General features: G+C 46.0%; 11 protein-coding genes and 1 tRNA gene. 3 read left to right on the forward strand and 9 right to left on the reverse strand.

Going from position 1 to position 14,289, the window contains the following annotated elements; genetic code table 11:
• Position 1 precedes the first annotated feature (1 nt).
• A complete protein-coding gene (locus GXP69_RS01050; protein ID WP_163911190.1) occupies positions 2–1,174 on the forward strand; it encodes a mechanosensitive ion channel family protein in 1,173 nt (390 codons plus the stop codon).
• A gap of 539 nt (positions 1,175–1,713) precedes the next feature.
• On the opposite strand, the gene GXP69_RS01055 is transcribed toward GXP69_RS01050, so the two are convergent.
• On the reverse strand, positions 1,714–4,230 hold the full coding sequence (locus GXP69_RS01055) for an AsmA-like C-terminal region-containing protein (protein ID WP_163911193.1): 2,517 nt from the start codon (positions 4,228–4,230) through the stop codon (positions 1,714–1,716).
• Positions 4,231–4,415: 185 nt separating this feature from the next.
• Here GXP69_RS01055 and GXP69_RS01060 point away from each other — a divergent pair.
• A tRNA-Val gene (locus GXP69_RS01060) sits at positions 4,416–4,490 on the forward strand.
• Positions 4,491–5,379: 889 nt separating this feature from the next.
• On the opposite strand, the gene coaE is transcribed toward GXP69_RS01060, so the two are convergent.
• The 8 genes from coaE to GXP69_RS01100 form a co-directional block, all read right to left on the reverse strand.
• Entirely contained in the window at positions 5,380–5,973 is a 594-nt protein-coding gene (gene coaE, locus GXP69_RS01065) for a dephospho-CoA kinase (protein WP_163911196.1), read from the reverse strand.
• 4 nt (positions 5,974–5,977) lie between these two features.
• Positions 5,978–6,919, reverse strand: coding sequence for a YbbR-like domain-containing protein (locus GXP69_RS01070; RefSeq protein WP_235925521.1), 942 nt, complete (start codon positions 6,917–6,919; stop codon positions 5,978–5,980).
• A 45-nt stretch (positions 6,920–6,964) separates the two neighbouring features.
• Entirely contained in the window at positions 6,965–7,282 is a 318-nt protein-coding gene (gene yajC / locus GXP69_RS01075) for a preprotein translocase subunit YajC (RefSeq protein ID WP_163911201.1), read from the reverse strand.
• Positions 7,283–7,303: 21 nt separating this feature from the next.
• Positions 7,304–7,855 carry a DUF1573 domain-containing protein gene (locus GXP69_RS01080; RefSeq protein WP_163911204.1) on the reverse strand — a complete coding sequence of 184 codons (552 nt, stop codon included), beginning with the start codon at positions 7,853–7,855 and terminating at the stop codon, positions 7,304–7,306.
• 26 nt (positions 7,856–7,881) lie between these two features.
• Positions 7,882–8,880, reverse strand: a complete 999-nt coding sequence (locus tag GXP69_RS01085; RefSeq protein WP_163911207.1) for an isocitrate/isopropylmalate dehydrogenase family protein — start codon at positions 8,878–8,880, stop codon at positions 7,882–7,884.
• Positions 8,881–8,883: 3 nt separating this feature from the next.
• Entirely contained in the window at positions 8,884–9,189 is a 306-nt protein-coding gene (locus tag GXP69_RS01090; RefSeq protein ID WP_163911210.1) for a YtxH domain-containing protein, read from the reverse strand.
• Positions 9,190–9,271: 82 nt separating this feature from the next.
• Positions 9,272–10,453, reverse strand: coding sequence for a transcription antitermination factor NusB (nusB, locus tag GXP69_RS01095; RefSeq protein WP_163911213.1), 1,182 nt, complete (start codon positions 10,451–10,453; stop codon positions 9,272–9,274).
• A 176-nt stretch (positions 10,454–10,629) separates the two neighbouring features.
• Positions 10,630–11,733 (reverse strand): Glu/Leu/Phe/Val family dehydrogenase, encoded by a 1,104-nt coding sequence (locus GXP69_RS01100; protein WP_163911216.1) that lies wholly within the window; start codon positions 11,731–11,733, stop codon positions 10,630–10,632.
• 147 nt (positions 11,734–11,880) lie between these two features.
• Here GXP69_RS01100 and GXP69_RS01105 point away from each other — a divergent pair, with 147 nt between their 5' ends.
• Positions 11,881–13,665: an ABC transporter ATP-binding protein gene (locus GXP69_RS01105; protein ID WP_163911219.1), complete on the forward strand. Its 1,785-nt coding sequence runs from the start codon at positions 11,881–11,883 to the stop codon at positions 13,663–13,665.
• Positions 13,666–14,289 lie beyond the last annotated feature (624 nt).

Consider the following 14,289-nt stretch of genomic DNA (forward strand, 5'->3'; position numbering starts at 1 on the left):
TATGGATTACACCGCTTGGAGAGAAATTCTGAACTATAGTTTCCTGGGTAATGCGGTTTCGAATTACCTATGGTTTGCAGGCATTCTGCTGTTTGGTTTTATTTTTAAAACCCTACTCTCGCGGCTGTTGTCTTCTGTTTTATTTAAGATTGTAAAACGCTTTTCGCACGAAGACAATCTGCCCGAGTTCCGGCGTTTGCTTATACAGCCGCTGGAGGTAATCCTGTTCCTGTTGTTCCTGTATTTTGCTTTCCAGGCGCTTAAATACCCGCTCGACCCAACTGAGATCCGCAAAGGTGACCATTTCATAAAAACGTTCATGTTCCGCACCTACCAGGTGTTCGTGATTGTAGCGTTGGCGTGGGTGGTTATGCGTTTCGTGGACTTTATTGGCCTCATCTTCCAGCATCGTACCTTACAGCATCCATCATCCAAACTGAATGAGCAGCTGGTGCCTTTCTTCCGGGATTTTACAAAGATCCTGGTCGTTATTTTTGCCTTTCTGGTAATACTGGGCACTGTGTTCGGGGTTAATGTAGCCGGTTTGGTGGCTGGTCTGGGAGTGGGTGGTCTGGCACTTGCCTTTGCAGCCAAAGAGAGCTTAGAGAACCTGCTGGCATCCTTCACCATCTTCCTGGATCATCCGTTTGTAGTAGGCGACCTGGTAGAAGTAGATGGCATTACGGGAACGATAGAAAAGATCGGTTTCAGAAGTACGCGAATCCGTACGCTGGAGAAATCCTTTGTAACGGTGCCCAACAAGAGCATGATCGATAAGCCGCTCAACAACCTTACATTGCGCACCTTCCGGAGAGTACAGTACGAGGTGCCGCTTACCCTGGACACAACAGCTGCACAAATCAGGGCTATTGCCACGGAGCTGCAACAGTACATTGATAACCATCCAAACACAAACGAAGATGGTGTGGTGCGATTCCAGACGATAGGGCCGGCTTCTAAAAACATTATGGTGCTGTATTTTGTGGAGTCGATGGACTGGGCAGAGTACCTGAAAATAAAAGAGGAGATCACTTACAAAGTAGTGGAAGTGATAGAACGGCACGGGGCAAACTACGCTCCTACCCAGAGTGTGTTTATGCAGACAACCGGGCAAACCCCCAAAACAGCCCCCGCACAAACTATAGCAACAGAAAAGGCAACCGACCTTGCCTGACCATAAATAAAAAAGCCGGAGAAGCTCCGGCTTTTTTTTCACCCTTATATCTTATTTTGTCTGTGTTACATCAGACGTTACAGGTTCCCTGGTGTTTGCACCTAAACAGGATCCCATCACTAAATAAAACCTTATCCCTACAAAACCACTTTTCGCTCAAGAATTGTAGTTTTGATTTGATTAACGCACCTACAATGCTATAGTTACAATTTATTTATAATTTTTTCGTTATACCACCTATTTAAACAAGTAAACATGCATTAATTTAATGCAAACAAATAATATTATTTTTACAATATAGAATAATATAGGTGCAACTATATAAGGTACAATTGCAACCAGCTTAAACTATAGCCAATGGGTAGCCTGTGTTACAAAATAGATAGACCTAGATGGCTATAGTTAGATGAATCTCTGGCGCAGGTAGCTTATGAGTTTATTCTAGGTTGTATCAAAACTATTGGCAAAGCCTGCCTGGGTAAAAGGCATAAAAGAAGTTCTATAACGGAAAAGGTGACTATAAGGCTTTAGAAAGCGGGTTAATTAAAGTCGAAGTATTCGCCTTCTGCCAGCTCAACGGTTTTTTCCTTTTTAACCGGTTTTTTGCCTTTCAGAAGTTGTTTGATCTCCTGCCCTTCCTGTTTCAGGTCGTCCTTAATTTTGGCACGTACCCGATCATCGTCGTAAGCAAGTTTAAAGTTGTTTTCTTTGCCTTTCAGTGTCAGGAAGAGCATGCTATTGCCCGCATTCGGGTCTTCGGCCACCACCCCAAAAAAAGAGTCTTTGTCCGGGCGGCGCTTTTGGAAAACAGGCATCTTTATTTTATAGTCCATGTCCTGGTCAAACGTGTGCATTCCTGAAATAGACACAGAAGGCAACGGCGACAGGTTAGTGCGGATATCCATCTCCGGAATATAAATAGTGCGCTCCTGAATATAGAAGTTATTACGCAGCTCCGAGAACTTCATATTAGCCAGTTCCGAACGCTTTACAAACACCGATAGCTTTTGCATGGGTGTGAAATTGATGAGCTGCCCGTTACGGATCACAGCTTCTATTTCGGCTTGCAGCAGGTTCGTTTTCGGGTTTAGCTGGCTGTCGAGGTACACATCGGAAATAATGTTGGCTGTCAGGCTGCCCCGTAGCTGGCGGTCAACTATAAAATTCTGGTTAAAGTTTTCGAACACATAAAACAGGCTGTCTACGCTCATGTTGTTGAGTTTGCTAGCTGTGCTCACTTTTATGTGGTTGCGCTGGCGGGCATCCATGCTACCGCGCACAGCAAAATCGCCGCCAACAGCTTTAAACGAAATGTTTGGTGATGTAATAACCTGGTTACGCAGCGTTACTGCTCCTTTTATGTTTTCCCCTTTGAACCTCCGGAATTTCATTTTTTTAACAGAAGCTTCTAAATTAAAAGCCATGTTAGGCGAAACCTCTAACCGGTACCCCGATTCGCTTTTGCGTGCACTGGCCGGTGTGTTCTGTTTTTCGCTCAGCAGCTGGTCGAAGTTTAGGTAATTGCTGCTGAAGTCGGCATCTACCATCAGGCGTTGGTTATCTAGCAACAGCCAGGCCATTACGTTATTAAACATGCCGTTCAGCACAAAATCAGAATCACCCAGTTTGCCCTTAAAATCCGATACGGCAACGTTGTTGCGCTTAAACATAAAGTTGCCGTGCATACCGGTTACCGGCAAGGGCAGGTCGCGCAGGTTCAGGCTTACATTGTGCAGCGTTATGTCTCCGGAGGTATTTACTGTATTGTTTCCCGGCTTTGCTTTAAACTCATTGAAATTGCCTGCAAACGCGATCTTAACATCAGCCAGACCGCTACCACCGGGCACTTGCTCCAGTTGCAACAGGCCTAGCACATAAGCTACATCTACCTTGCCCTCCACATCAAAAGCTATAGTTGGATTCTTAAAGTTTTTGTAAGACAGGTTACCGGAGAAAGGTCTGTTGTTGAGCGAGCCTTTCAGATTCCGGAGCACCAGTTCGGAGGTAGATGCTGTTTGCCGGTCGCCGTTGGTAAAGCTGCCTTCAAAGCTCAGTTTCTCCAGGCGCTGCTTTACATCCGGGTGATAGAACGTAGCATTGCGGCAACCGAAGCTAAAGGTGACTTCGGGGTTATGTTTTGAGGATGCTTTACCTTTAATTACACCATTAAAGTATACATCGCCATCAGACCTGTACTGGCTAAACTCTTTGGTTATGTGCTGCGGCAGCAAGCTCAGCATAGATTGTATGCTGGTGTTTTTGCCTTCCAGCTTCAGGTCGAGCTCAGTGGTCTGGGCATAGTTTATAGTTCCAGCAACGTCGTAAGCAGCATTCTCTACTTTCACCACCGATGGCTCCAGCTTTATTTGCTTGTTGTTGCGGTCGATGGCCAGTGAAGTTTGCAGGTTTACACGCTTCTCTTTAAAATACTCACCGCTGTTGAGCTTTATGGTGTTTATAGTCGCATCGCCATTAGCTTTTATCGTTATCGTTTCCGGAGCTATAGTTAATGCTGCCTGTAGTTGGTGTGCATCCGCCTCATAGGACTGGTTCTGCTGCTGGTCGGTATAGTGCAGGGTTACCCTGTTCAGAGAGATGTGCTGCAGGTTAAAAGCGAAGTCGCTATCTTCTGTAGCAGTGGTATCTGCTTTCAGGATATTATAGTTCACGCTGCCATCTTTCAGCACTTTTACATAAATGGCACCGTCCTCGAGGTATAGTTCGTTTACGTTGTACTTGCCGCGCAGCACATCCCAGATACTGAAGGTAAAGTATAGCTTGCTCAGTTTGCCCAGCGGTTCCTCACTCTCCGGCATAGCCTCTACCACATTCACCTGATCCAGCGAGACAGCCACCTGCGGAAACTTATCGAACAGTGAAAGCGAAATAGTGCCTACTTCTACTTTTGTATCAATGTGCTTGTTGGCTTCGGTAACGAACAGGCTGATGATCTTGTCCTGGTAAGTGTAAACCAGCACAAAGGCTATAGTTGCTACGGCTACTACTGCAGCCGTTAAGTAAAATAGCACTTTTTTAACAAGACCGATTCGCTTCAAGAGAATTATCAGATTTTAAGCATCTTACAAAAGATAAAGGTACAGCAGTAATTACAGGTGAGCAATAGCTCCGGCAAGTCAGAAAAAAATTTTAACAAATTTTTTCGAATTGTTTTGCAGTTACAAAAAAACGCCCCATATTTGCATCATCAAACGGGGACAACAGGTCAACGAAACGATAAAACGGGGTGTTAGCTCAGCTGGTTCAGAGCACCTGCCTTACAAGCAGGGGGTCACTGGTTCGAATCCAGTACGCCCCACAAAGGACAACTCAAAAGTTGTCCTTTTTTTATGTCCATACTTTTCTGCTCTGCGCACCTCTCACACTGTTAACCTATAGTTTAACGCCTCACCTCAAGCTATAGTATAATTCCCTGATTTCCATTTGCTTGTAAACAAGGCTCGGCTTTGGTGTGGAGATTTGGCTGCTGTAGTTGGAGTTATAGTTCTATAGTTGCCGTGCTTGGTTTTAACTCACCCCTACCCCTCCCAAGAGGGGAGTTTTGACAATTGCTATAGTTTGGGCTATTGTTCTATAGTTTCCGTGAGTCATCCCCCTACCCCCTTCGAAGGATACTTTTCTGCTATTGCTATAATTGAGGTTATAGTGCTATAGTTAAGATTGTCAAACCACCCCTGCCCTCCTTATTCAAGGAGGGGAGCTTTAACTGCTACAGCTATAGTTTCAACTATGATCCAATAGTTTCAGTCCACGAACAGGCAGGCGCAGCCTGACACAAGGAACTTCTACCACGGAAAGGCGATGCAACTATAGCTAATCAAACTATAAGCAACGTAGCTATCGAGCGATCTCAGTCTTTGGGTTGAGCGCCTTGTAGATTTCTGGTGCCGTCAGGCATTGTGACGATAGGAGCAAAAGAAATGTACACCGCGCGATGCCCGAAGACGGGGCCCCGCGGCCGTGAGCGCACCAAAGCCCGATTGAAACCATAGGTAAGTAGAGCTCTCGGGATATGAGGTGGCTATAGAACGAACTGCTTGTATCGAGTAGCAACTATAGTTAGCTATAGGACGATGACTTCAACTATAGTTTGTAATAGATTTCTTACTTTGTTCGAAATGACAAATGAGTAACTACTTTAGGACATATAATATCCTTCGACTAACGCTCAGGATGACAAATGTGAGTTATACTTTAGACAGGAATTGCTCATGCAGCTTCAATACTTGCGGTATTAACAGTTGTTTATCATCGTTATAAATGATGTGCTGAGCCCGAACCATTTTCTCGTCCTCATCCAGCTGCTTCGCTATAATAGCTTCTACATCCTCCTGAGTACGGTGCGGGTCGCGTTGCAGAATGCGTTTGATGCGTACATCCAACGGAGCAGACACAACGATAATTTCATCCATCTGCCGCCATGATTCTGATTCAAACATCAGAGCTGCCTCTTTCAGCACATAAGGTGCTGATTGGTTAGCTTCTACCCAGTTTGTAAAATCGTTGCCCACGTGCGGGTGTACCAGGCTGTTAAGCAATTCTAACTTCTGAGGATTGTGAAAGGCTGTTTTAGCCAGGTAGGTTCTGTTTAGTTCGCCGGCTTCGGTATAAGCTTCCGGGCCAAAAGCTTCAGTTAACTCCTCTTTCAGGGCCTGGTCGTTGTGCATCACCCATTTGGCGCGGGTATCAGCATCGTATACAGGTATACCAAGTATTGCAAACAGTCTACAAACTATAGATTTGCCTACTCCTATGCCGCCGGTAATGCCAATTTTCAGCATAAGCTTAGTCTTGTTGCGGAATGACCTTCAGGCGTTGCGGCTCCAGTGTAATGCGGCGTACGCCCACCGGCTTTTGCACCAGTTCGGCTGTTACCGTAGAGTCCTGACGGTTATAGTTGGCAAAGTTTACCACCGCTTTAAATAATTCACGGTTAAGCAATGCTACAGAATCCTCGAACAGTTGATAGCGAACCAGTATCACTTGCGGCCTGACAGTATAGCTCCTTCCTTCGGGTACATTTACCATCTCAGGTACCAGTTGCCTTTCTTCGCGTACCAGCCCTTTAATGTTTATGGTAGCTACCACCTCGTTTTTACTGACACTTACCAACTCTGGCGAGGCGAACATTACAGGCACCTCTAACTTGGTAGCGGCAGTTAATCCTGTATTAGGTACGCGTAATAAGTAAGGGTTCGGGAAACTATTGATGATGGTAGAAGGGCCAGTAAAGGTAATAGAATCCGGATTAAAGGTGACCGGACCTACTATTTCGTAGCCTTCTGCTGCAATGCGTTGCTGCGGATCGTGCTGCAAGGCAACTGTTCGCTTGCTTTTGGCATCAAAGTTAAAATGCAGCGTATCGGTTACCACAAAGTTAAGCTGCAGACCATCCATTGCATTTACCAGTGCCGGGCGAAGCGCCGAACCTAACAGGTAATTGTTTCTGGGCTGGTTCCGGATAAAGATTTCAGCAGGCTGCACCTCCAGGCGAAGTGCTTTGCGGAGCAGCTTCCAGCCTTTTGCCGTTACGTTCACCTGCACTTCTTCGGGCAGGGGCTTTATCGGTACCAGTTGCTGGTCGTTGTAAACAAACTTTACGGGGTAAGTAGTCTGAGTTGAGTAACTCTTGTTGAGGGCATTAAGCAGCCAGAAAGTAGAAGCCGCCACAAAACAAAGCAGCACTACTCGCCAGTACTGCTTTGTTTGTGGCCTGAATGGCTTCAAAAACCATATAACTATATTTCTGACTCCTTCAAACGGCAACGGTTCTTAGCTCTTTGGTTGCTGATTAACTCTTGCTGTCGCTTCCATCGACACAGCAGTCTTGTCGAAAGTAAGGCGTACACCTTTATCTACTTCCAACGTTATCGTATCATCATCAAGGCTAACAAGTTTGCCATGCAGGCCGCCTATAGTTACTATATTCATTCCTTTGGTTAATTCTTCACGGAACTTCTTCTGGTCACGCATCTTTTTCTGCTGCGGACGGATCATGAAGAAATAAAACACAAGGATGATCGCTCCGAACATCAGTAACTGAGGAAGTATACCTCCGTCTTGTCCGGCTTGTAAGAGTATGGTTTGCATTAGTATGTGATAAGGGTAATATTAGTTTCTTCTTACTGGACCATCTGCACCTGCAGTTGGTATAGTGTTAGCCTCTACAGTACCTCTCAGAGATACCTGCGTAATGTTTGGCTCAGTATTAGCGCGGATGGTAACCATTGGCGCCTGCTGCCCGAACTTGCCTGTGCTGTTAAACTCAACCTTTATTTCACCTGTTTTGCCAGGAGCGATCGGAGTTCTAGTCCACTCAGGAACTGTACAGCCGCAAGAGGCCGAAGCGTTCTCGATAATAAGTGGCTCTTTACCTGTGTTGGTGAAAGTGAATGTATGGTTGATTACTTCGCCCTGCTTTACTGTTCCGAAATCATAAACTGTTTCTTTGAATGTCATTACCGGCGCGTTGGTGTTAGCAACAGGCGTTGCTGTTTGTTCAACAGTAGCTACATTCGGGTTATCTATAGTTGCTTCGGCAGCAGGAGCAGCAGCCGTTACATCAGCCTCAGCTGCCGCATCGGTGGTGTTTGAAGCTTGGTTGCAGCTGGTAGCCATCAGGGCCACAGCCATTGCAAATGTAAATATCAGGTTCTTTTTCATACTATAAGTAACGTCTGATTATGGTATTATAGTTTAGCAATGATATTCTGAGCAAATTCCATGGTACTCGCTTTGCCCCCCAGGTCACCGGTGCACTCTTCTTTATTAGCCAGCGTGGCATCCAGTGCCGTTTCTATTATGTACGCCTCGTCTTTCAGGTCGATGTGGTGCAGCATCATAATAGCTGAACGCAGTAATGCCGTAGGGTTCGCTATGCCTTTGCCTGCAATATCCGGAGCCGAACCATGTACGGCCTCAAATATTGCCATGTCGTCGCCAATGTTGGCCCCGGCTACTACGCCAAGTCCGCCAACCAGACCGGCACAAATATCCGAAATTATGTCGCCGAACAGGTTTGTGGTAACAATAACGTCAAATTGCTCTGGTTTTACAACCAGTTGCATGCACATATTGTCTACAATTTTGTCATCGGCCTGAATATGCGGGTACTCTTTTGCTATTTCGTTAAACACACCCAGGAACATAGCACCAGCGCTTTTCAGGATGTTGGCCTTATGCACAGCTGTTACTTTTTTGCAACCATGCTTATCAGCGTAAGCAAATGCCGAGCGGATAATTTTCTGGCAACCGGTGCGGGTAATGCGCGCAACCGAATCAGAGATCTGCAGGCGCTCATCAAACATCTCCAGGCCAGAATACAGCCCTTCGGTGTTCTCACGGAACAGTACCGAGTTCACATTATCGAACCTGGTGGCCAGTCCTTTGGTAGTTTTCGCCGGTCTTACGTTCGAGTGCAGGTCAAATTTCTGACGCAGCTGCACGTTCACGCTTTTAAAGCCTTTGCCCACTGGTGTGGTGATCGGGCCTTTCAGAGCAACTCTGTTTTTTTCCAAAGAAGCGATCAGTGTAGCCGGTATCAGCTCCCCGATAGCATCAAAAGTAGTTTGGCCTGCGTTTTCTTCTTCCCAGGTAACCGGTACGTTGGCAGCACTGAAGATAGCTTTTACAGCTTCGGTGATCTCAGGGCCTATCCCGTCGCCCGGAATAAGTGTTATCTGTCTCATGTACTATAGTTCTTTCCTGCTGTTTATCTCGTTTATAAGTAAGTCCACATCGCCAAGCAGCTTTTCAGCTTTGTCTTTGGCGTCCTGAATTACGCGCTGTCCTTCAGTTCTGGCGCTCGTTGGTACATTTTCACCTTTAGCTACCAGTTGCTCCAGCAGGTCTGATAAAGTGTCGCGGTACTTCTCTAAGCGGTAGCTAAGCCAGCTACGTGTTTCCTGGCCCTTTTCAGGGGCGAATAGTATGCCAGCGGCAGCTCCTACTGCGGCACCTGATACAAAAGCCAGCATGGCGGTTGTCTTCTTACCCATAGTTGTATGCTTATATATCGGATTCTAATTATTCAGTTTTCCTTACGGTAATTTCGGTGTTGTGGTAAGCCCGGAACTAAACTTATTTATTATCGATCAGTCCGCGGCCTGATTTGCGTATTTCGCCTTTATTTATGAGCTCCTGTGCCATTTTATCGAGCACGCCGTTCACAAACTGCTTGCTTTTTGGAGTGCTGTATAGTTTGGAGATCTCGATGTACTCGTTGATGGTAACCTTAACTGGTATGCTGCGGAAAATGTACATTTCGCTGAGAGCCATCTTTAGAATGATCTTATCGAGCAAGGCTACACGTTCTACATCCCAGTTCTGCACACTGGCTGCAATCATCGCCTCGTACTTTTCGCTTTCCTGCAGGGTCTGTTCGTAGAGCTCTTCAAAAAACGCTTTGTCATCTTCCCAGTTCGGCGACAGGTCCAGCAACGCAATCTCTGTTGTGTCGCCGTCGGCTTCTTCGCCAAACATTTTCAGGGTTTTATTTACCAGGCTCTTCACAATACTTCTGTTTTCGGCCCAGTTTAAATCCTGCTCTTCAAACAAAGATTGTAAAGTTTTTTCTTTAAAGATAATGTTTTTATAAATATGTTTTACCAGCTCAAAGTCGTCTGTAAGCGTTGGTGAAGGGTTTTGCAGGTAGCTTAAAAACACTTCGTCCTGCTTCAGAACGTTCTTGTAAACCTGCGCTATTTCACTAACATCCGAGCCCCAGCTAATGTTGCGGCGAATGATGTGTTGCTGGTAAGATTTGTTGTTGAGGATGCGCTGCACCAGTTGGTTGCGCAGGAATTGTTTAACATCCGGGCCTTTGGCTTCGGTAAAGCGTCTGCTGCGTTTAGCTTCTTCTTCCTCTACCAGGTTGTTGAGTACCTGCAGCAGTTGCAGGTTGGCCAGGTAATGGTCGTAAATGCGCTCTACGGCCGTAAGCATTTGGTTCTGATAAAAGCGGAAGTCTTTTCTGACCTGGTTCTGGTAGCTTACAATTGCCCGGTTTACCGCATCTATGATCACTTTTTCTGCATCTTCAGGGTCGAACTGGCGCTTCTCGTACCACTCTTTAAAAAGCAGCGTTGCGATCTGCTTTTGTCCTTCGAGCAGTTTTTTATCCTGCACTTCCATCGTGTTAAGATCGGGTGCAAAATCTTCTCCTATCTGGTCCAGTGCCAGCAGATAGTCAGAACCTTCGGCCTGCATGTAAGCGTAAATTGCCTGCATGGCCTTAATGCGTAGTGTTCTGCGGTTAAGCATAATTTTTTATAAAGAACGAGTTGTAGTTGTAAAGTTTTTCTGCACCAAGTGCCGGGTTTATACGCAAACTGCAAAACAGGTTGCCTATAACACAATAAGGATGGTACGTGTTTAAAGCAAAAGTGCCACAGGTACTGCAGCACTTTTACTTTTATTTATTCATTATCGGATCAGGCTTAGTATTTAGCCTTAATCTTGCTGATGCTGTCGATACGCTTTTCAGCCAGCTTCATGGCAGCCAACTGGTTGTGCAGACCTTCTTTCTCAGCCAGTTCAAAGATATCCAGTGTATAACCATAGATACGCTCTGTCTGAGAGTAAGCGCTCTCGCGGTTGTAACCCTGCAGTTCAGAGTAAACGTTGATCAGACCACCCGCATTAATCAGGAAATCCGGAGCATAGATAATGCCTTTCTCGATCAGAGCTGGGCCGTGAATATCTTCATCGCGCAGCTGGTTGTTAGCAGAACCTGCAATGATCTGGCACTTCAGGCGGCTGATGGTGTTATCGTTTATAGTTGCACCCAGCGCGCAAGGAGAGTAGATATCTACATCCAGGTCATATATCTCATCCATGCCTACTACTTTAGCGCCGTATTTACCAGAGATCTCACGCAGACGGTCTTCGTAGATGTCGGTGATGAAGATCTGAGCATTTTCTTTGGCAAGCAGCTCTACCAGGTAACCACCTACGTGGCCAACACCCTGTACAGAGATTTTCTTACCTTCTAAAGAGTCTGAGCCATAAGCTTTTTTAGCAGCAGCTTTCATACCCATGTAAGTACCGTAAGCAGTTACAGGCGAAGGGTCGCCGCTACCACCTACAGCTTCAGGTAAACCGGCTACGTGATCTGTTTCCATTTTAATGTACTCCATATCTTTTGTAGTGGTTCCTACGTCTTCAGCAGTGATGTAAGCACCATTCAGATTCTTTACAAAACGGCCATAACGGCGCATTAAAGCTTCTGATTTATCTTTCTTGGCATCGCCGATAATAACCGCTTTACCACCACCCAGGTTAAGGCCAGAGATAGCAGCTTTGTAGGTCATACCTCTTGAAAGGCGCAGCACGTCGTTCAGCGCTTCTGCATCAGATGCATAAGACCACATACGTGTACCACCCAGTGCAGGACCTAATACTGTATTATGAATACCGATAATTGCCTTCAGGCCAGTATCGTGGTCATGGCAGAAAACAACTTTCTCGTGGTTGTATTCTGAAATCTGACCGAAGATAGATGATGTATCTTTCTTCAGTTCTACTTCTTTAATTTCGACCATTTATGAAATTGGTTTAGTGTTATCCTATCTTTGTGCCGAAGAGTGTAGTATATTCCCTTTTGCGCTGCAAAATTAATTCTTTTTTTCATTAATTCAATTTGTACTCTGTATCTTCTCGTAAAAGCTTTGTGGCTTTAATTACTAATTGTGAAATCGTTACGCTACTTAAATAAATACCTGCTCAAGTATAAATACAGGCTCCTGCTGGGGCTAGTATTTATCATTATTTCCAACTTCTTCCAGATTTTACCAGCCCAGGTGGTGCGCTATGCCTTTAACCTGATAAAGGAGGGAATCAGTCTGCACAGGCTGTACGAAGGAATGGCACAACAGGGCATGGTATATGATATTTTCGCGAGAAGCATACTGGTTTACGGGGTAATTATCCTGATAATGGCGCTGCTGCGCGGCGTGTTCCTGTTCTTTATGCGGCAAACCATCATTGTTATGAGCCGCCTGATTGAGAATGACCTGAAGAACGAAATTTACGCCCATTACCAGAGCCTGCCCCTCAGCTTTTATCGCAAAAACAACACCGGCGACCTGATGTCGCGCATATCGGAAGATGTGAGCCGCGTGCGCATGTACCTTGGCCCGGCCATTATGTATGGGCTAAACCTGGTGGTATTGTTTGTGATGGTGATCCCGTACATGCTGTCGGTGAACGTGAAACTGACCATGTATACGCTGATTCCGCTGCCTATACTGGCCATCAGTATTTATTATGTAAACAACATCATCGAGCGCAAATCCGATGAGATACAACGCAGCCTTTCAGGCATCACCACCTTTGTGCAGGAGGCATTCTCAGGCATCCGGGTGCTGAAATCGTTCGTACGCGAAGACGATTCACATCATAATTTTACCAAAGCAAGCGATACGTATAAAGAGAAATCGCTGGATCTGAACTTTGTAAACTCACTGTTCTTTCCGCTTATCCTGTTCCTGGTTGGCCTGAGCACCATTATTACCATTTACATTGGCGGCCAAGAGGTTATAAACGGCAGCATCACCACAGGTAACATTGCCGAGTTCATCATCTATGTGAACATGCTGACCTGGCCGGTTACGTCATTAGGTTGGACGGCCAGTCTGGTACAACGCGCGGCGGCATCGCAGGCGCGTATCAACGAGTTTCTGCACACCCAGAACGACATTGTTTCCCGTGAAAACATCAGCAAAGAGATCCAGGGCGACATCCGCTTTGAGCATGTTGATTTTGTTTACCCGGATACCAACATTCATGCGCTCAAAAATGTGTCGTTCAGCATACGCCATGGCGAAACGCTGGCCATTATAGGCAATACTGGCTCCGGAAAAAGTACGGTAGCCACGCTGCTGCCACGCATGTACGATGTAACCAATGGCCGTATTCTGATAGATGGTGTGGATGTGCGCGACTATAACATAGAGAGCCTGCGCAGCCAGATTGGCTATGTGCCACAGGATGTGTTCCTGTTCTCCGACTCTATCCGCAATAACATTGGGTTTGGCCTACCAGCTATAACTGAAGAACAAATGGTACAGGCCGCCAAAGATGCCGATGTGTACGAGAACATCATGCGCTTCCCGGAAAAGTTTGAAACCAAGCTTGGTGAGCGCGGCATTACCTTATCAGGTGGGCAGAAGCAGCGTGTATCTATTGCCCGGGCACTGGTACGCGAGCCACGCATCCTGATTCTGGACGATTCGCTGTCGGCGGTTGATACGAAGACAGAGAATGCTATTTTGAATAGCCTTCGCCGCATTATGCAGAACCGTACGTCTATCATCATTTCGCACAGGGTATCGTCGGTAAAACTGGCAGACAGAATTCTGGTGCTGGATGATGGCGAGATTGTACAACACGGCACACACGATGAGCTGATACGCGAGAAAGGCTTGTACAAAGAGCTGTATGAACGCCAATTACAAACTGAGGAGCTTGGGTAGTTGTCTGAATCAGGATTTTCAGGATTGAGCTATAGTTCTATAGTTTGCTCGCTGATATTTATTAGCTGGCGCGGGTTTGCAACCTAAGTCTAACTATAGGATTGAGTTTGCAACTCAACTGGCCCGGCAGGGACAGGCAATTGCGCTAGCTATAGTTTCATAGTTACTGTGGTCCAACCACCCCTAACCCCTCCTTGTCTAAGGTGGGGAATCTTTGGCTTTGGCTGTAGCTTGAGCTTTCGTTCTATAGTTACGGTTATCAAACCACGCCTGCTGCCCCTTACCGTTAGCCGCACGCACTACTTTTTCCTTTGCCATCCTGGAAGGATCTTAGTTACTGGGAAATCAGGCCGCTGCTATAACCCACCCCTGCCCCTCCCAAGAGGGGGATTTCTATTTATGCTATAGTTGAGTTATAGTTGTATAGTTGCTGTCAGTCATCCCCTACCCCCTTGAAAGGGGGGCTTTTCCGCTGTAGCTGCAGTTCTATAGTTTCGTTGTTACTTTTTAGCTTCAGCTATAGTTCCTAATTGCTCTTCCTGGTCCTCATAACTGCTGTTCCGCCTGTCTCAAATCAACTATAAGGCCTGCAGAGTCACAGGTTTACTGGCCTGTTTTATCGGA

It is taken from the genome of Pontibacter burrus (genome assembly GCF_010686685.1).
In the GTDB taxonomy this organism is placed as follows: Bacteria; Bacteroidota; Bacteroidia; order Cytophagales; family Hymenobacteraceae; genus Pontibacter; species Pontibacter burrus.